We start from the raw sequence: 17656 nt of genomic DNA on the forward strand, positions 1-17656 counted from the left end.
GGTGGGCCGCCCGCGTCACGGACAGGGCCACGTCGGATCCGATGGCTAGGATCGCAACCGCACCCGCGCCTCCAGGACGGACCGCGCGGCACCGACGTGAGGACGGAACCGATGACCGGCACCATCTACGACAACATCTCGCAGGCCTTCGGCAACACGCCCCTCGTGCGGCTGAACCGACTGCCCGCCGCAGGCGGCGCAGAGGTCCTGGCCAAGCTCGAGTTCTACAACCCGGGCGCCAGCGTCAAGGACCGTCTCGGCGTCGCGATCGTCGACGCGGCCGAGGAGTCCGGCGAGCTGCAGCAGGGCGGCACCATCGTCGAGGGGTCGTCGGGCAACACCGGCATCGCCCTGGCCCTGGTCGGCGCGGCCCGCGGGTACCGGGTCGTCATCACGATGCCCGAGACGATGAGCGTCGAGCGTCGGGCACTCATCCGTGCGTACGGCGCCGAGGTCGTGCTGACGCCCGGCTCCGAGGGCATGAAGGGTGCCGTCGCCAAGGCCGCAGCGATCGTCGACGAGACGCCGGGTGCGATCCTCGCCCACCAGTTCGAGACCGCCGCGAACGCCGCCATCCACCGCCGGACGACGGCCGAGGAGATCCTCCGCGACACCGAGGAGCACGTCGACGTGTTCGTCGCGGGCGTCGGCACCGGCGGCACGATCACCGGCGTCGGCCAGGTCCTCAAGGAGCGCGTGCCCGGCGTGCAGATCGTCGCGGTCGAGCCGGCCGATTCGCCGCTGCTGACGAAGGGCACGGCCGGCCCCCACAAGATCCAGGGCATCGGTGCCAACTTCGTGCCCGAGGTCCTCGACCGCTCGGTCATCGACGAGGTCTTCGACGTCGAGCTCGACGACGCGCTGCGGGTCGCCCGTGACCTCGGCACGCAGGAGGGCATCCTGTCGGGCATCTCGTCGGGTGCGATCATCCACGCGGCCCTGGTCATCGCCGCCCGCCCGGAGAACGCGGGCAAGCGCATCGTCGCGATCGTCTGCGACACCGGCGAGCGCTACCTGTCGACCATGCTGTTCGAGGGACTCACTGCGTGACCCCTCGCCGACCAGGCGTGCTGCGCACCGTCCGCGAGGACCTGGCCGCCGCACGCCGTGGCGACCCCGCCGCACGTGGGGACCTGGAGAACGCGGTGGTGTACTCGGGCCTGCACGCGATCTGGGCGTACCGCCTGGCACACCGGCTGTGGGTCGCGCGGGACCTGCCCGGCTCCCGCTTCGCCGCGCGGGTCGTGGCGCAGACCGCCCGGGCGCTGACCGGCATCGAGATCCACCCCGGTGCACGGATCGGACGCCGGTTCTTCATCGACCACGGCATGGGCGTCGTCATCGGTGAGACCGCCGTCGTCGGGGACGACGTCCTGGTGTTCCACGGCGTGACCCTCGGCGGCCGCGGGGGAGCGCACGGACCGGGGGCGAAACGGCACCCGACCGTGGGTGACCGCGTCGTGCTCGGGGCGGGGTCGTCGCTGATCGGCGCGATCACCGTCGGCGCGGACTCGGTCGTCGGGGCGAACACCGTCGTGACGAAGGACGTCCCCGCCGGCTCGGTGGTGACCGGTGTCGCCGGGACCCCCCGGCCGCGCTCCGGCGGCGAGGGCGTCCCGACGCTCTGACCGGCCGCCGTCTGCGGTGTCCGGCATGCTGGTGCGATGGACGGTGTCGCACTGCACGAGGTCGCGGTCCGCACGGCGCTCGGCCTGCCGGCGGTCGAGGAGACCCAGCCCTTCGGCGAGGGCGCCTTCGTCTACAAGGTCGTCGGCAAGATGTTCGTGATGACGTCGGAGCTGCGCGGTGTGCCGATCGTCAACCTGAAGTGCGCGCCTCCGCACGGCGCCGCGCTGGTCCGCGACCTCGCCGAGGTCACCCCGGGGTGGCACATGAACAAGCGGCACTGGATCACGCTGTCGCCAGGGGACGGCATCGACGAGACCCTGGTCGAGGACCTCGTCGCGAACGCGTACGACCTCGTCGTCGCCGGGCTGCCCCGAGCGAAGCGACCGCTCGACCCGACGCGCGGGCGCGACGCGGGCTGAGGGCGGCGCCGGCGTCCGCGACCGCGCCCGCCTCCGGCTCCGGCTCCGCGCAGCGGCGTGGCAGGGTGGACTCATGCTCTGGCGCACCGACGCGATGGTCCTCGACGCAGCGACCGAGATCGCAGCCCGACTCGACGACGCCCCGCACGACCACGCCGCCCGCACCGACGACACCACCCACACCGTCGCCGCCGCGGCGATCGACCTCTCCGGACGCGTGCACGTCGCGACGAACGTCTTCCACTTCACCGGCGGTCCCTGCGCCGAACTCGCGGTCCTCGGTGCCGCCCGGGCGGTCTCGGACGACCCGGTGATGACGATCGTCGCGGTGGGCGACCGCGGCCGCGGTGTCCTCGCGCCGTGCGGACGGTGCCGACAGGTGCTGCTCGACCTGCAGCCGCAGGCCCTGGTGCTCGTCCCCGGGCAGGCGGACGGTGCGCCCGAGGCCGTCCCGGTGCGGAGCCTGCTGCCCCGGGCCTATGCGTGGCCGGACGCCCCGGCGCCGCGGGTCGTGCGCTTCAACGGGCGCTACCGCGACGCCGTGCTCGCCGGCCGGAAGACCGCGACGATCCGGTACGACGACCCGCAGGGCACGGGGCCGACGACGTTCGTGTTCGAGGACGAGCGTGCCGAGGGGTTCACCACGACACCGGCGCTCGTCACCTCGGTCGTGCGCAAGCGCGTCGCCGACATCGACGCGGACGACGCACGGGACGAGGACGCCGGCACGGTCGCGGACCTCCGGGCCGGCCTGCTCGGGCACTACCCGCAGCTGCGCGACGAGGACGAGGTCGACGTAGCGCGGTTCAGCGTGCGTCCGTGACGACCGACCCGGTCCGTCCGAGCGCCTTCGTGACCTCGCGCAGGACCTTCGGCGCGGGTGTCCGGCCGTCGGACCCGTCGAGCAGGGCCTGGGCGCGCGCCGGATCGAGTCCGGCGAAGAGCTCGCCGATCGTCACCCCGTGCGACGGCCGGTCGACGACGACCACCGGGTCCCCGGCTGCGACCGGACCGGACTTCACGACGCGCAGGTACGCACCGGGGCGTCCCTCGGCGGCGAACCGCTTCACCCACTTGTCGATGCCCATCCGCCGGGCGAAGGTGCCGCACGGGATCCGGGGGACGGTCACCTCGAGCAGCAGCGTCTCGCCGATGCGCCAGCGCTCCCCGGTGACGGCACCGGTGACGCCGATGCCGCTCGTCCGGAGGTTCTCGCCGAACAGCCCCGGTGCGACGGCACGGTCGAGCAGCCGGGCGAAGTGCTCGGCGTCCTCGTCGGCGTAGGCGTAGACGGCCTGGTCCTCGCCGCCGTGGTGCTTGCGGTCGGCCTGGACGTCGGCGTGCAGCCCGAGCGGACGGACCCGGACGGGGCCGTCCACGGGACGCTTGTCGATCGCGGTGACCCCGATCGTGCCGCGGTCGGGCAGCAGGCGGTCGACGCGGCAGACGGCGGTGACGAGCGACATGTCCCCAGCCTGCCGCACCGGGGCGGCGAGCGGAACCTGACAGTTCCCTGGCGAGTGTGACGTCTCGGCCGGGACGATCGTCACAGGGACAACGCGACACCCCGTCGCGCAGCGCGACGGTCCGCCGCGCACCACGACCAGAGCAGGAGCCCACCATGGCCACCCCGAACAGCGCCACCCCGAGCACGGTCTCCCCGAACACCTCCCTCACGAAGGGCGCGGCCGCAGCCGGCGCGAACGGCCGCACCGTCATCGAGGACGCCGTCGTGCAGAAGGTCGCCGGCATCGCCGCCCGCCAGGTGCCCGGCGTCTTCGGCCTCGGCGGCGGTGCTGCCCGGGCGATCGGCGCCGTCCGCGACGCGATCGGGCAGCGCGACCACGGGCAGGGCATCCGGGTCGAGGTCGGCGAGCGACAGATCGCCGCCGACGTCGTCATCGTCGCGGAGTACCCCGTGCCGCTGCAGCGTCTGGCCGACGACGTGCGCTCCGCGGTCGCCGGAGCACTCGAGCAGATCGTCGGCATGGCGGTCGTCGAGGTCAACGTGACGGTGCAGGATGTCCACATGCCCGACGTCGACACCGACGACGCCGGCGAGAGCGGGTCCCGCGTGTCCTGACCCCCGACCGCACCCGCGACATGGAGGATGCGAACCGTGCACCACCCACCACCCCGGACGGCCCTGGTCGACCTCGACGACGGCGTCCTCGCCGGGCGGTCGACCGACGGAGACGTCCGGGCCTTCGAGGTCCTGATCCGCCGCCACACGCCGTTGCTGCGCGCCTACGCACGTCGGACCCTCGGGTCGACGGACGAGCTCGACGACGTCGTGCAGGAGACCTTCATCACCGCGTGGAACCGTCTCGACTCGCTCGAGGACCGCGCGCACGTGAAGGCGTGGTTGATGCGCATCCTCAGCCGCAAGTGCCTCGACCGCATCCGGGCACGCCGGGACCACGACGACGTCACCGAGATCGAGGTGGCGGCACCGTCCGACGGTGCGCCGGAGCGGGTCGCGGAGGCCCACGACCGCGAGCACGCGGTCGAGGTGGCGCTCGAGTCCCTGCCCGAGGCCCAGCGACGGTGCTGGCTGATGAAGGAGCTCCTCGGGTACTCGTACGAGGAGATCGCCGCCGAGCTCGACGTGCCGCTGTCGACCGTGCGCGGGCTGCTGTCCCGCGCCAGGAAGAACATGATCAGTCTCATGGAGGGCTGGCGATGACCCAACTGCCCGACGACGCCACGCTCGCGTCCCTCGAACCCGGGGACCTCGACGGCCACTCGATCGACGAGCTCGCCGACTACCTCGACGCCGGCATGCAGCCCGCCGACCCGAGCATCGACGACTCACCCGCCTGCCAGAACGCCCTCGCGGCGATCATCCGCCTGCGTGCCGCCTCCCTCGGCTCGCTGGAGTCCGCCGCCCGGTCCGAGGCCCCCGCCACGGAGTCCTGGATCGGCGGGGTGCTCGCGAACATCTCGATCGAGGCCCGCTCCGGCCGCGACGTCCCGCTGAAGTCGGCCTCGCCGACCGAGCACCCGGTGATGACCGAGGGTGCCATCCGTTCGCTGGTCCGTCGCGCCGGTGACTCGGTCCCCGGCATCGTCGTCGCCCGCTGCGCGATCGAGGGGGACGTCACCGAGCTGCTCGCCCCGGTCCGGGTCACCGTCGAGGTCGCGATCGTCGTCGGTCCCGCGATCCACGCGACCGCCGACCTGGTCCGCACCGCCGTCGACCAGACGCTGCACGAACAGACCGACCTGGTGGTCGAGGCGGTCGACGTCGTGGTCCGCGACCTGCTGGTCGGACGTGACGCCGAGCAGGCTGACCGCACCACGGACATCGACACGGACACCGACACCGACATCGACGAGACGGAGGCGGGAGCATGAGCGAGACCGACCAGACCGCGGAGCGCGACCAGACCGGGGAACCCACGGAGCCCGCCCCGCAGACGAACGAGTCCTGGTCGCCCGACGCCGTCGACGCGGTCGAGTCCGCAGTGCTCGGCGTCCCGGGCGTCGCCGAGCTGTACCGGGCCAAGCCCACGCTGCAGAGCGCCGTCGCGGCCGTGCAGCGCATCTCGGCGCGGGGCGAGCCGCCGCGGGTCGTCGTGGACGGCGACGTCCTGCGGGTCGTCATCGCCACGGACGGCTTCGCACCGGCCCCGCAGGTCGCCCGCGCCGTGCACGACGCGGCGCTCGCCGCCGCCGAGGCAGCCGGGCACGCGCTCTCGCGCGTCGACGTCCGGGTCGCGCGCGTCGGCTGACGCACGCCACGGCCGGACGGGAGGCCCGGTGCCAGCCCGCACGCCCTCCCTCGCAGGCTCGGTCGGCGCGTCCCGCGTGCCGCTGGCGCGTCACCGCTGAGCGGTCCGCGCCAGGGAGTCACCGTGCCGGTCTGCGCTCCGCGACCTCCAGGACCACCACGATCGCGGCGACCGCCAGCGCGGTCACCACGAGCGACGCCCGCGGCACCGCGATGCTGGCCAGCACCACGACCGTGAGTGCGAGCACGGCGACGTTCCAGCGGCGCCCCAGCGCCGGACGGAGCGCGAGGGCCCAGACCGCGGCGACGAACAGCGCCACCGGCGCGGCGATCGTCGCGGCGACGGACGGTGCGGACAGGTCGGCCTCACCCGCGTCGGCGCTGACGGCGACCTCGATGCCTGCCGGCAGTGCGGCTGCGGCGGCGAACACGAGGTAGTGCCCGTACCCGAACAGCAGGGCGCTCGGCAGACCGCGGATGTGCTCGTGCTGCTCGCGCGCGAAGTAGATCCACCAGAGCCCGGCGACGATGACGAGTCCGCCGCCGGCCAGGGTGAGGAGCGGACCGAGGTGCTCGGCGCGGTGCAGGCCGTCGATCACCGCGTTCGCCGAGGCCACCAGACCCTCACCCAGGACGATCAGCGTGAAGAGGGCGTAGCGCTCAGCGATGTGGTGCGTGTGCCAGGGGGTCGTCGCACCGCGCGACTCGGCCAACACCGGCACGAGCAGTTCGAGCAGCACGAGCAGCGGGACGACGAACGGTCGCGCTTCCCCGGGGACCGCGAGCAGGGCGACCCAGAGCACCTGGACGACGACGACCCCGACGACGTAGGTGCTGGCGGTCGTGCGGTACTGCGGGGCCGACACCGCAGCCCGGATCCACTGCGCGACGAGGGCCAGGCGCATCACCACGTACCCGATGACCATGACGTCGGGGGCCTCGCCGTGCATCGCGGGACCGATGCCGGCGGCCAGGACGAGCACCCCGGCCATCTGCACGAACGTCGTGAGGCGGTAGAGCCAGTCGTCGGTGTCGAACGAGGTCGCGAACCACGTGAAGTTGATCCAGGCCCACCAGATCGCGAAGAACACGAACGCGTAGACCAGGACCGCGGTGGAGACGTGCCCCTCGGCCTCGATCTCGTGCAGGTCGGCCGCTGCGAACCCGACGGCGACGACGAAGACCAGGTCGAAGAGCAGCTCGAGCGGACTGGCGGCGCGGTGCCCCTCGGCGGGGTCGCGCGGGCGCATGCGGCGGAGGCCGATCGTCGTCGTCACGGAGCATGCCTACACCGCGACGGGCCCCGGGCGGAACCCTGGACCCGTCGTGGCGCACCGTGCGGTGCGGGCTCAGTAGAAGTTCGTGGCCTGCGAGTGGCTCCAGGCCGCGCACGGCGTGCCGTAGGCGTCCTTGATGTACTTCAGGCCCCAGGTGACCTGGGTGGTCGCGTTGCTCTGCCAGTCCGAGGCGATCGTCGCCATCTTCGAGCCGGGCAGGGCCTGCGGGATGCCGGTGGCGCCGGACGGGTTGTACGCCTGGTAGTCCCAACCCGACTCCTTGGTCCACAGGTTGTTCAGGCACTGGAACTGCGCCGAGCCCCAGCCGTACTGCGACGAGGCGAGCGAGGCCGCGGTGGCCTTGGCGCCGGCCGGCGTGTTCGCTGCGGCCTGGGCCGCGGCGGCCTCGGCTGCTGCGGCCGCGGCGGCGTCCGCTTCGGCCTTCGCCTGGGCCGCAGCTGCTGCGGCGACCGCTGCGTCAGCGTCCTGCTTGTCCTGGTCGGCGCTCGCCTGGGCGACGTCCTGCACGGTGTCGACCGTCGACTGGATGCGGTCGCTGATCGCCGCCCCGGAGAGCTGCGGGTAGTCGGACAGCGCGCTGATGCGGCGTTGCAGCACCTGGGTGTCGGTCTTGTCGTTGGCGTCGGCCAGCACGGTCTTCGCCGTCGTGATGGTCGCGGCGGCCTGGGCACGGTCGAGCGCGGTCCCCGAGAGTGCCGGGGCGGCGGTCGACGTTGCGGTGGGCATGCCGATCGCCTCGCCGATCGCGGGCTGGGTCCCGACGGTCAGTGCGCCGCCGGCGACGACGAGCACGGCGGCACCGCTCGCGAACAGCACGCCACGCTTGCGGAGCGTGCGGCGGATCCGACGGGAGGGGGTGTCGAGCGCGGCTCGACGGGTGGAGGCAGTGGGCGTGGGGGATTCGGGGAGAGGAGCTGGCATCGTTTCCGGGTGTCGGGCGGCACGACCGAGCGCACTGCGTCGTCGCAGGCAGCACGGCGGGACCGTGGGAGACCGGACGGTGGCGTGGGGCCCGTCCGTCCGCCGGGCGGCCGTGTGGGGCGGCTGCCGCGATGGCGGAGCGGCCACGATGCGGGACGACCCTGGGCAGCGCGTCCAGGAAGACTGGCAGAACCGTCCGTCCACCCTCTGGTAACGGTTCGGTAACGGCCGACTCAGCCCTGCGAGCTGGGGATGTCCTGGGTGCGCTGCCCCTGGGCCACGCGTTCGAGCGCGTCGAGTGCTCCGGCGATGGCGTCGAGGTCTGCGACGGGCAGGTCGTGGATGAGCTCGGCGACGATGCCTGTGCGCTGGGACCGGGCTTCCTCGACCGCGGCCGTGCCCTCGGGGGTGATGCTCACCATGAAGGCGCGGCCGTCGGTCGGGTCGGCCTCGCGCGCGATGAAGCCACGCTGCTCGAGCTCCGTCAGGATCCGCGTCATCGTGGGCTTCGTGACGACCTCGAGCCGCGAGAGGTCACCCGGCCGGAGCGGTCCCTCACGCTGGATCGTGGCGAGCGCGGACACGATCCCGTAGCCGAGCGCGGCCGAGTCCGAGCGGGCACGCCGGTTGATCCGGCCGACTGCGGCAGCCAGGCGGGCGGCGATCTCGGTGCGGTCTGTCTGCGCCACCGGGTGGTCCGATTGGTGCTGCCTCATGTGGTGCTCCGGGGGATCGTCCGATGGTCGAGCCGATGCTACCGGGTCCCTCGACGGGCCGTTCCTGTACGAACGGACAGCAACCCGGTCAGTGCTTCTCACCTGGGAGCTGGTGGATGGCCTCGGTCGCGAGCTCGGCCGCGATGTTGTCGCCGTTCTCGGTCGCCGTGCGCAGCCGCCGGAAGTCCTCCGTCATCCGGTCCCAGTCGACCAGTTCGTCGAGGTTCGGCAGGCGCAGCCGGAAGGCCAGTCCGTCCATCGCGTCGGCGCAGACGCGCTGCAGATCGGCGTTGCCGCACTCGGCGACGTAGAGCGCGAAGACCCCGAGGGCGTCGGTGTTCACCGCGCGGACGTCGTGTGCGGTCAGCTCCGCGATCGTGGTGTCGAGGGCGGCGAGGATCTTCTTCCGCGAGCTCTTCGAGAGTCGGGGGACGGCCAGACGGACCACGCCGCCGAACAGCACGCCGAGGGTCTGCAGCGCCTCGATCACCGCCTCGGGGTCGGGCGTGGTGATCCGCGTGTACCGGTTCGGTGCCATCTCGATCAGGCCGGCGCGGGCGAGCTGGCTCAGGGCTTCACGGATCGGGGTGCGGGAGACACCGAGCCAGGCGATGAGCTCGTCGTCGTTGAGGCGCTCTCCGGGTTCGAGGGTGCCGTCCATGATCGCGGCGTGGATCTTCTGCCGGACGGTGTCGCGGAGCAGCTGGTGTTCGGTGGGGGCACTGCTGGGGACCGGCATGTCGGCTCCTTCGGGATCGGGTTCGGTCGCCCGACGGGTCAGGGCAGACGCACCGCCGACGATACCTGACATACGAGCGGTCTTCCGCTCGGTGCCCGGAGTGTCAGTGTGTTCCGAGCAGGTCGAGCGTCACGGGGTCGGGCCGGCCGGACCACCACCGGTCGAGCGCGGCACGGAACGGCGCGGGGTCGTCGGCCACCGCGGCGAACAGCGTCATCGAGGACCGGAGCTTCACCGCGTCGATCCCGCCCATCAGGGCCTCGACCGAGGACGCCGGCGCGGTGGTCGCCAGGTCGGTCATCACGGCCAGCCGGGGGCCCAGCACCGGGTGCCGCAGGTACGCGCGGGCCTCGGACGTGCCACTGATCGCGTAGCGCGCGGCAGTCGCGCTCCGCCCGAGTCCGGCGAGCTGCGGGAAGACGAACCACATCCAGTGCGAGTCCTTCCGGCCACGACGCAGCTCGGCGGCTGCCACCTCGTGCATGCCCTCCTGCGCCCGCACGAAGCGCTCGAGGTCGAAGCGCTCGACGTGCTCGCTCACCGCACCACGTCCCCCCACGCGTACCGGACGGTCGTGCCGTCGAGCACCAGGAGCGAGTCCGGCGCCCGGTCGAACAGCCCGGACATCCCCACGGCGTCGGGCAGGTCGCCCTCCAGGCGCTCGAGCGTGGCGGCACGCAGGGTCAGCGGCGGGTGCTGCCGCTGCCAGAACACCGTCTGCGCGAGCAGCCGCGCGTGGATGCCAGCGCGTGTCGTGAGCTCCGTCGCCAACGGGCTGTCCGTGACCTCGCCGGCCACGACCCGGACGGAGGCGCCGTGGCGGGGGTGCGCCGGGCCTCCCGGCAGGAGCCCGGTGGCGCCGACCCGCTGCGCCGCTGCCGATACCCGCGCCCCGGCGGCACCGCGGACCCGGGCGAGCGGACCACCGGAGCGCTCCGGGTGCCGCACCGAGCGGTACCGCAGCGCGTCCCCGCGGCGCTTCCCCCGCGCGTGGGCGAACGTGTACGGCACGCCGAGGAGCGCGTGCGCCGCGACGATCGCGGGCACGTTCGCGGTGTCCACCGTGCGGTAGGCGACCCCGCGCCGGCCATGGTCGTCGACCGTCAGGATCTCGATCGTGACCTCGGTCATCGAGCCGAGCCGACCCGACGGCGGGAACGGCGGGACCCGGGTCTCGCGGAACACGTACGCCGTCAGCCCGGCCCAGGCGCTGCCGTCGACCACGTCCGGACGCGTGCCGCGCGGGACGAGCTGCGCCAGGGACGCGGGCTCGTGCCGCCAGTGCGCGAAGACGACGTCCTCCCAGGCGTGGACCGTGACCGGCCGGTGGACCAGCGGGACCGACGCCCGTTCGCGGGAGGGGTGGGTCATCGGCGTGGTGCGTGCCGACCGACGCGCAGCGCCCACACGACCAGGGGCACCTGCAGGGGGAGTCGCAGTACCGACACCAGGCGCATCGCCCGGGTGGACCTGGGACTGTCGAGCAGGCCCTTCGCCATCGTGACGTTCGCCGGGAAGACCGCGACGAACAGTGCCGCGGCGGCCAGGCCGGAGGCCCGACGGGTCGCGGGGACGAGCAGGCCCGCCGCGATGCCGAGCTCCGCGGCGCCGGACAGCAGCGTCGTGGTCCGTGGCGGCAGGCCGTCCGGCACGATGCGGTCGTAGCCGCGCGGGCGGAGGAAGTGCGTGACGCCGGCGCCGCCGAGCAGGAGCGCGAGTGCGCCCGCGGTCCTGGTGGCGCGTCTGGCGCGTGCGGAGCGTCGTCCCATGGGCCCATCGTGGCCCGGTGCACCGCCCGGTCTCCCAGAAGCGGCACAGACAAGGCCCCCGGCGCTCGCTACGTCAGGGCGGTCGCCACCAGGTCGAGGACGACGGCGGCGACCTCGGCCTTGGAGCCCGAGGCCGCCCGGACGACCTCGCCGCCGGGGACGATCACCTCGATCGCGTTGTCCTCGCGCTCGAAGCCCTCGGACCAGCCGACCCGGTTCACCACGAGCATGTCGGCGGGCTTCCGGGCGATCTTGGCGCGGCCGAGCTCGATGCGCGCGTCCCGGTCCGGCTCGGTCTCGGCGGCGAACCCGACGATGATCTGCCCGGTGCGGCGGTTCGCCACGAGGTCGGCGAGCACGTCGGGGTTCCGCACGAGTTCGAGCGACATCCGCTCGCCCTGGGCGTCCTTCTTGAGCTTCTCCGACAGCACCTCGGCCGGTCGGTAGTCGGCGACCGCGGCGGTCATCACGACGACGTCCGCGTCGGCCGCTGCGGCGTGCACGGCGTCGGCGAGTTCGAGCGCGGAGCCGACCGGCACGACGTGCGCGTCGAGTCCGGCGGTCAGGCCGCCGTCGAGGTTGGCCGCCACCAGCGTCACGTCCGCCCCACGGGCCGCGGCGGCCGTCGCGAGCGCGACACCCTGGCGGCCGCTGGACCGGTTGCCGACGAAGCGCACCGGGTCGAACGGTTCGCGCGTGCCGCCCGCGCTGACGACGACACGGACGCCTGCCAGGTCGCCCCGTTCGCCGCGGGCGCCCCCGGCCGCTCCGGGCACGGACGGGAGGCCCGGCTCGCCGTGCGTGGGCCGTCGTGCGTCCGTCGTCTGGTCCAGCACCGCCAGGGCTGCCGTCACGATGTCCTCGGGTTCGGACATCCGGCCGATGCCTGCGTCGTCGCCGGTGAGGGCGCCGACCTCGGGGCCGACCACGTGCACGCCACGACCGCGGAGCGTGGCGAGGTTCGCCCGGGTCGCCGGGTGCTCCCACATCTGCGGGTGCATCGCCGGCGCCACGACGACGGGGGCCTCGGTGGCCAGCAGCGTCGTGCCGAGCAGGTCGCCCGCCAAGCCGGTGGCCATCCGCGCCAGGGAGTCCGCGGTGGCCGGGGCGACCACGACCAGGTCCGCCCGCTGTCCGAGCGACACGTGGCGGACCTCGGCGACGTCCTCGAAGACGCTCGTCGTGACGGGGTTCCGGCTCAGGGCCTCGAGCGTGGGGAGGCCGACGAAGCGCAGCGCGCCCTCGGTCGGGACGACGTGCACGTCGTGGCCGGCCTTGACGAAGCCCCGGACGACCTGCACCGCCTTGTAGGCCGCGATGCCTCCGGTGATGCCGACGACGATGGTCCTGCGTGCTGCGGGTGCTCCGTTCACGGGGCCCACGCTACCCGGGCAGGGTGTCGGGCTGCGCGTGCCCGGACGGCGGGCGTGCCCGGGCACGTGCGTGCTCGGGCGTCGTGCGTGCGTGCGAGGATCGTCGGCATGTGCACCGTCGTCGTCCGCGTCGATCCCGGATCGGACTGGCCCGTCACCATGCTCGCGATGCGGGACGAGTCTCCGAGTCGGCCGTGGGACCCGCCGGCGGCGTGGTGGCCCGAGCGCGACCCGGCCCTGCGCGGCGTCCGCGACCGTGAGGCCGGCGGCGCGTGGCTCGCCGCGTCGGACGACGCCGGACTGGCCGTCGTGCTGAACCGCTGGGAGGCGACGCCCGCGACGGACGGCACCTGGACCACCCGCGGGGTGCTGCCCCTCGACGCGCTGCAGGGAGCGGTCCCCGGCCACGACGGCACCGCGCCGACCACCCGGGCGTTCAACCTCGTGCGGGCCACGGCGACCGGGGCGTCGGTCGTGTCGTGGGACGGCGAGCACGTGCGCACGACGGTCCTCGGCCCGGGCGTGCACATGGTCACCCACGGGGAGCCGGACGACCCCGCCGCGCCGCGCATCGGCCGATGGCTGGACGTGTTCCGCGCTGCCCAGGCGCCCTCCGGTCCGCCGGTGCTGGCGCCGTTCGACGAGCTGCGGGCCGCCGACGCGGGCACGGACGCCGGCGACGGCTGGGGTCCCTGGTTCCGGGTCCTCGCCGACTCCGCGGCACTGCCCGCCGACGACCCGGACGCCATCCTGCGCGACACCGTCGAGCCGGAGGGGCACTTCGCCACGCTGTCGATCGTCGCCGCGGCGGTCGGACCCGAGCGCACGGTGCTGCAGCACGCCCGGCTGGCCGACCCCGGCGACATCGACGGCTCGGTCGAGCTCCACCGCGCTTGACCCCGGCGGCGGCGACGCTCGCCGCCGCTGGCGTCCGCCGGCCGGCGCCCGCCGCCGCCGGCGTCCGGCGTCCGGCGCCCGCTCCGCACCCCCGGGCGGACATCGCACCCCGGTGCACCGGGGTGCGATGTCCGGAGCGGGGTGCGATCCGGCCCCGGGCCCGGGGCCCCGGGCCCCGGGCCCCGGGCCCCGCGCCCGGCGCCCGGCGCCCCGCGCCCCTCGCCCCGCGCCTGAGCGCACCGGAAGCGGACGGGGTACGCCGCACCCGCTCCGCAGCAGCGCATGCGCGTACCGTCCCCGCCCGTGAGGACCCGACACCGAACCCTGCTGGCCGCCACCGCGGCGACCCTCGCCGTGCTCGCGCTCGGTGCCTGTTCCGAGGACTCCTCCGTCGCGGCGCCCCGGGTGTCGGCGTCGGCGACGACGGCGGCCTCGCGCCCGTGGGACCACGCGCCGCACGCACGGATCGTCGTCGTGGGGGACTCGATCAGCGGCGGTCACGGGCTCACCGACGCTCAGGCCTGGCCGGCGCTGCTGGCGGACGAGCACCACTGGGCGCTGACGAACCTGTCGTGCGACGGTGCGGGCGTCGCCGCGGTCGGGGACGACGACGACTGCGCCAGCGCCTACCCGACGCTGGTCAAGCGCGCGGTGGAGCTCCGGCCCGCCGTGGTGTTCGTGCAGGCCAGCTCGAACGACCTCGGGATGGACGACGCCGAGATCCGCAGCGCCACGAACCAGGTCGTCGCCGACGTGCACCGACGCCTGCCCGAAGCGCGACTGATCGGCCTGAGCGCGATCTGGAACCAGGACGCTCCGCCCGCGCAGCTCGCCGTGATCTCGAAGGCGCTGCGGAAGGCGATCCGCCACGAGGGTGGCCAGTACGTCGACATCGGCGAACCCCTGCGTGGGCACCAGGACTGGATGCAGTCGGACGACGTGCACCCGACGGTCGAGGGGCAGCAGGCGATCGCCTCTGACGTGGCCGCCGCGTTCGCGAAGGACCACGTGCGGTTCTGACGGACAGGAGGCGCGTGGCGGCCCCGCCACGCGCCTCCTGTCCGGTGTGGTGCGCTCGGGTCAGGCGGGGAGCGAGGTCCCGGTGAGGTCCTCGGCGACGGCCCACAGGCTGCGCGCGAGGTCCGTGCTCCGCGCTGGGCCCGGGATCGACACCGTGGTCGTCGGGCCGGTCATGCCGAACGGCCCGGACGGTCCGTAGTAGGCGCCGCCGACCGCCGAGCGCCCCACCGCGGCGAACAACAGCGGCTCGCTGCCCTGCTCGACGCCCTGGTTGAACGGCATCGCCCGCTGCCCGCCGGGGACCGGTCGTGAGCCGCCGAGCGAACGTCCCGCCGCCTGCAGGTTGGTGCGCGTGTAGCCGGGGTGGGCGGCCGTGGAGACGAGGGGCCAGTCGAGCTCGACCGACAGCGTGTGCAGGTGCAGCGCGAGCAGCAGGTCCGCCAGCTTCGACTGGGCGTAGGCGCGGAACGGGGAGTACCGCCGGGTCCACTGCAGGTCGTCGAAGCGGATCCGGCCCATCATGGCCGCCAGGCTCGACATCGTCGCGACGCGGGGTGCCTCGGCGCGGAGCAGCGCGGGCATGAGCAGGTTGGTCAGGGCGAACGGGCCCAGGTAGTTCGTGCCGAACTGCAGCTCGAAGCCGTCGACCGTCTCGAAGCGCTTCGGTGGTGCCATCACGCCGGCGTTGTTCACCAGGACGTCCAGGGGCCGGTCGTCCGCGAGGATCCCGGCCGCGAACCGCCGCACGCTCGCCAGGTCGGCCAGGTCGAGCTCGCGCACCTCGACGTCGGCGTGGGGGAACCGCCGCCGGATGTCCGCCGCTGCCTCGTCACCCTTCGTCGTCGTGCGCACGGCGATCACGACCGAGGCGCCGGCCTCGGCCAGGCGGGTGGCGGTCTCGCGGCCGGTGCCGCTGTTCGAGCCGGTGACGACGATGCGGCGTCCGGTCTGGTCGGGGATCTTCGGCATGCCCGGGACGGTACACGCGGGCCCGCCGCGCGAGCCGAGCGGCGCGGCGCATGCCGGGCCGGGCCAGGCGGCGCGGTTCGCGTTCGACCAACCGGAAGCACGTCGCGCCGTCCCGTTCCGTGGTTCGGCGTGCCACTAGTTGTGCGAACGCAGAACGCGCCAGCCCCCCCCACCCGCGCCAGCCACCCGCGCCAGCCGCCAGCCGAGCCGCCGCCGCTGGACCGCGGCCCGCGGGCGTGCTAGATTCATGCAAACGCATTCACTTGGAGGACGCGATGAGCAACGCATTCGGTACCGGCCGCCCCTCGGACGTCCCGCCGCCCGCACCGGACCGCGTCGGCCCGGTGCAGCTCGGCCTCGACACCTTCGGCGACGCCACCGAGCTCGCCGACGGCTCGCTGCAGTCCGACGCGCAGAGCATCCGCAACGTCGTCGACCAGGCCGTGCTCGCGGACCAGGTCGGCATCGACTTCATCGGCGTCGGCGAACACCACCGCGAGGACTTCGTCGTCAGCGCCCCCGAGGTCGTCCTCGCCGCGATCGCCACCCGCACCGAGCGCATCCGCATGGGCAGCGCCGTGACGGTGCTCTCGAGCGACGACCCGGTCCGCGTGTACGAGCGCTTCGCCACCGTCGACGCGCTCTCGAACGGCCGCGCCGAGGTCATCCTCGGCCGCGGCTCCTTCACCGAGTCCTTCCCCCTGTTCGGCTACGAGCTGAGCGACTACGAGGTCCTGTTCGAGGAGAAGCTCCAGCTCTGGGCAGCCCTCCGCGGCGGCGACGCAGTCACGTGGAGCGGCACCAAGCGCGCGAGCCTGACCGACCAGGACGTCTACCCGAAGCTCGAGCACGGCCCCATCCCGACCTGGGTCGGCGTCGGCGGCTCGCCCCAGTCGGTGATCCGTGCCGCGTCGTACGGCATGCCGCTGTTCCTGGCGATCATCGGTGGGCAGCCCGCGCAGTTCGCACCGTTCTCGCGCCTGTACCGCCAGGCGCTGACCCAGCTCGAGCTCCCGCAGCAGCCGATCGCGATGCACTCGCCCGGGTTCGTCGCCGCCACCGACGAGGAAGCGGCCGAGCGGTACTGGCCGTACCACAAGGCCGTCACCGACCGCCTGGGTCGTGAGCGCGGCTGGCCGCCCCTGGACCTCGCGCAGTACCAGGCCGGACTGTCGGCCGGCGGGTCGCTCTACGTCGGCTCGCCGGAGACCGTCGCGCGGAAGATCGCCCGCAACATGCGGATCCTCGGCGTCACGCGCTTCGACATGCGCTACGCCACCGGTCGCCTGCCGCACGCAGACATGATGCGCTCGATCGAGCTCTACGGCACCGCCGTCGCCCCGCGGGTGCGCGAGCTGCTGGCCGAGCCGGTCCCGGTGCCGTAGGCGCGCACCGCGCGCACCGGAGGCAGCGAGACGGACGGGAGGCGGGCCTCCCGTCCGTCTCGTCGTCTCACGGGGGTACCGCGTAGCGTCGACGGCATGCCGTCGCGTCACACACGAACCGAACGTCGCTTCCGTGGTCGGATCATGGGCGTGGGGACGACCTCCGGCGTCCGCCTGGTGATCGGCATGTGGGACCGATCGCCGTTCGGGGCCTTCACGGACGTCTTCGTGGAGCTGCCCGACGGGTCGAGCGTGCTGCTCGCGCCGGACGAGATCGTCGCCGCGTACGTGTCCGGCACCTACCGCTTCGACGCCGTCGACGTCGTGCCCGTCACCGCCCGCCGGACGGCCACCGGGCTGGAGCTCGACGCCGGGCAGCTGCGGGCCAGCATCGACGTCGGGGCGATCTCGCCGCTCGGACGGGTGCTGCGTGTCGTGCCGAAGCCGATCGCCCGTGACCCCCGGTGGCTCCGTGCGATCGACCCGATCGCCCGACTCGTCGCCCCGGGTGCGGGCACCTCCGGGTCCGCGGGGAACGGCCGCCGCGAGTACTACGGCGTGACCGGGGCGCACGACGTCACCGGTGTGCGGGGCTCGTGGGCGGGGGAGGACCTGGGGTCCCTGGCGCCGCTCGACCCGCCCGTGCGGTTCGGGTTCGCGTCGATGCCGCGCATCCCGCAGGTCGTCGACGTCGAGACCACCATCCACGAGCCGGCCTGACGCGCTCGGCTCGGCTCGACTCGGCTCGGCTTGGCGTGCTCGGCTCGGCGCGCTCGGCCTGACGCGCT

General features: G+C 73.9%; 22 protein-coding genes. 12 read left to right on the plus strand and 10 right to left on the minus strand.

The window, feature by feature from the left end; all coding sequences use genetic code 11:
- The first annotated feature begins 111 nt into the window (after window positions 1-111).
- From cysK to BIU90_RS10950, 4 genes are all read left to right on the plus strand, one after another.
- Window positions 112-1050 carry a cysteine synthase A gene (cysK, locus tag BIU90_RS10935; protein ID WP_071300220.1) on the plus strand — a complete coding sequence of 313 codons (939 nt, stop codon included), beginning with the start codon at window positions 112-114 and terminating at the stop codon, window positions 1048-1050.
- Complete coding sequence (gene epsC, locus BIU90_RS10940) at window positions 1047-1628, plus strand: serine O-acetyltransferase EpsC (RefSeq protein WP_254787019.1); 582 nt, start codon at window positions 1047-1049, stop codon at window positions 1626-1628. The genes cysK and epsC overlap by 4 nt, the downstream gene beginning before the upstream one ends.
- A gap of 36 nt (window positions 1629-1664) precedes the next feature.
- The gene (locus BIU90_RS10945; protein WP_071300222.1) at window positions 1665-2048 is read left to right on the plus strand and encodes an MmcQ/YjbR family DNA-binding protein; all 384 of its coding nucleotides are present in this window, start codon (window positions 1665-1667) and stop codon (window positions 2046-2048) included.
- A 73-nt stretch (window positions 2049-2121) separates the two neighbouring features.
- The gene (locus BIU90_RS10950; protein ID WP_083403888.1) at window positions 2122-2871 is read left to right on the plus strand and encodes an ASCH domain-containing protein; all 750 of its coding nucleotides are present in this window, start codon (window positions 2122-2124) and stop codon (window positions 2869-2871) included.
- Here the strand turns inward: BIU90_RS10950 and BIU90_RS10955 are convergent.
- Entirely contained in the window at window positions 2855-3514 is a 660-nt protein-coding gene (locus BIU90_RS10955; RefSeq protein ID WP_071300223.1) for an MOSC domain-containing protein, read from the minus strand. The two genes, BIU90_RS10950 and BIU90_RS10955, sit on opposite strands and share 17 nt — an antisense overlap.
- A 155-nt stretch (window positions 3515-3669) precedes the next feature.
- Here BIU90_RS10955 and BIU90_RS10960 point away from each other — a divergent pair, with 155 nt between their 5' ends.
- Genes BIU90_RS10960 through BIU90_RS10975 form a run of 4 tightly spaced genes read left to right on the plus strand, consistent with a single transcriptional unit; the run spans window position 3670 to window position 5782 of the window.
- The gene (locus BIU90_RS10960) at window positions 3670-4131 is read left to right on the plus strand and encodes an Asp23/Gls24 family envelope stress response protein (RefSeq protein ID WP_071300224.1); all 462 of its coding nucleotides are present in this window, start codon (window positions 3670-3672) and stop codon (window positions 4129-4131) included.
- 36 nt (window positions 4132-4167) lie between these two features.
- Window positions 4168-4734, plus strand: a complete 567-nt coding sequence (locus tag BIU90_RS10965) for an RNA polymerase sigma factor (protein ID WP_254787020.1) — start codon at window positions 4168-4170, stop codon at window positions 4732-4734.
- Complete coding sequence (locus BIU90_RS10970) at window positions 4731-5405, plus strand: hypothetical protein (RefSeq protein WP_071300226.1); 675 nt, start codon at window positions 4731-4733, stop codon at window positions 5403-5405. Before BIU90_RS10965 ends, BIU90_RS10970 begins: the two co-directional genes overlap by 4 nt.
- Entirely contained in the window at window positions 5402-5782 is a 381-nt protein-coding gene (locus tag BIU90_RS10975) for a hypothetical protein (protein ID WP_071300227.1), read from the plus strand. Before BIU90_RS10970 ends, BIU90_RS10975 begins: the two co-directional genes overlap by 4 nt.
- Before the next feature lie 118 nt (window positions 5783-5900).
- Here BIU90_RS10975 and BIU90_RS10980 read toward each other — a convergent pair whose 3' ends face one another.
- From BIU90_RS10980 to BIU90_RS11015, 8 genes are all read right to left on the minus strand, one after another.
- Window positions 5901-7058 (minus strand): low temperature requirement protein A, encoded by a 1158-nt coding sequence (locus BIU90_RS10980; RefSeq protein ID WP_254787021.1) that lies wholly within the window; start codon window positions 7056-7058, stop codon window positions 5901-5903.
- Between the two features lie 72 nt (window positions 7059-7130).
- Entirely contained in the window at window positions 7131-8000 is an 870-nt protein-coding gene (locus BIU90_RS10985; protein ID WP_254787022.1) for a phospholipase, read from the minus strand.
- A gap of 233 nt (window positions 8001-8233) precedes the next feature.
- The gene (locus tag BIU90_RS10990; protein ID WP_071300228.1) at window positions 8234-8716 is read right to left on the minus strand and encodes a MarR family winged helix-turn-helix transcriptional regulator; all 483 of its coding nucleotides are present in this window, start codon (window positions 8714-8716) and stop codon (window positions 8234-8236) included.
- An 88-nt stretch (window positions 8717-8804) separates the two neighbouring features.
- Window positions 8805-9455 carry a GntR family transcriptional regulator gene (locus BIU90_RS10995; protein WP_071300229.1) on the minus strand — a complete coding sequence of 217 codons (651 nt, stop codon included), beginning with the start codon at window positions 9453-9455 and terminating at the stop codon, window positions 8805-8807.
- Between the two features lie 103 nt (window positions 9456-9558).
- On the minus strand, window positions 9559-9996 hold the full coding sequence (locus BIU90_RS11000; protein WP_083403917.1) for a DUF1810 domain-containing protein: 438 nt from the start codon (window positions 9994-9996) through the stop codon (window positions 9559-9561).
- Complete coding sequence (locus BIU90_RS11005) at window positions 9993-10826, minus strand: DUF2071 domain-containing protein (protein ID WP_139195234.1); 834 nt, start codon at window positions 10824-10826, stop codon at window positions 9993-9995. The genes BIU90_RS11000 and BIU90_RS11005 overlap by 4 nt, the downstream gene beginning before the upstream one ends.
- Entirely contained in the window at window positions 10823-11224 is a 402-nt protein-coding gene (locus BIU90_RS11010) for a hypothetical protein (protein WP_071300231.1), read from the minus strand. The genes BIU90_RS11005 and BIU90_RS11010 overlap by 4 nt, the downstream gene beginning before the upstream one ends.
- 68 nt (window positions 11225-11292) lie before the next feature.
- Window positions 11293-12597 carry a phosphopantothenate--cysteine ligase family flavoprotein gene (locus tag BIU90_RS11015; RefSeq protein ID WP_071300232.1) on the minus strand — a complete coding sequence of 435 codons (1305 nt, stop codon included), beginning with the start codon at window positions 12595-12597 and terminating at the stop codon, window positions 11293-11295.
- A 108-nt stretch (window positions 12598-12705) separates the two neighbouring features.
- Between BIU90_RS11015 and BIU90_RS11020 the strand changes: the two genes are divergently transcribed.
- Both BIU90_RS11020 and BIU90_RS11025 read left to right on the plus strand, forming a co-directional pair.
- The gene (locus BIU90_RS11020) at window positions 12706-13494 is read left to right on the plus strand and encodes an NRDE family protein (RefSeq protein WP_071300233.1); all 789 of its coding nucleotides are present in this window, start codon (window positions 12706-12708) and stop codon (window positions 13492-13494) included.
- Window positions 13495-13797: 303 nt separating this feature from the next.
- A complete protein-coding gene (locus tag BIU90_RS11025; RefSeq protein ID WP_175470194.1) occupies window positions 13798-14514 on the plus strand; it encodes an SGNH/GDSL hydrolase family protein in 717 nt (238 codons plus the stop codon).
- 60 nt (window positions 14515-14574) lie between these two features.
- Here the strand turns inward: BIU90_RS11025 and BIU90_RS11030 are convergent, their stop codons facing one another.
- Window positions 14575-15483 carry an SDR family oxidoreductase gene (locus BIU90_RS11030; RefSeq protein ID WP_071300235.1) on the minus strand — a complete coding sequence of 303 codons (909 nt, stop codon included), beginning with the start codon at window positions 15481-15483 and terminating at the stop codon, window positions 14575-14577.
- A gap of 275 nt (window positions 15484-15758) precedes the next feature.
- Between BIU90_RS11030 and BIU90_RS11035 the strand changes: the two genes are divergently transcribed.
- The gene (locus tag BIU90_RS11035) at window positions 15759-16868 is read left to right on the plus strand and encodes an LLM class flavin-dependent oxidoreductase (RefSeq protein ID WP_217640913.1); all 1110 of its coding nucleotides are present in this window, start codon (window positions 15759-15761) and stop codon (window positions 16866-16868) included.
- Window positions 16869-17012: 144 nt separating this feature from the next.
- Entirely contained in the window at window positions 17013-17588 is a 576-nt protein-coding gene (locus tag BIU90_RS11040; RefSeq protein ID WP_254787030.1) for a hypothetical protein, read from the plus strand.
- Window positions 17589-17656: the final 68 nt, after the last annotated feature.

Source organism: Curtobacterium sp. MCBA15_001 (assembly GCF_001864835.1).
Classification (GTDB): domain Bacteria; phylum Actinomycetota; class Actinomycetes; order Actinomycetales; family Microbacteriaceae; genus Curtobacterium.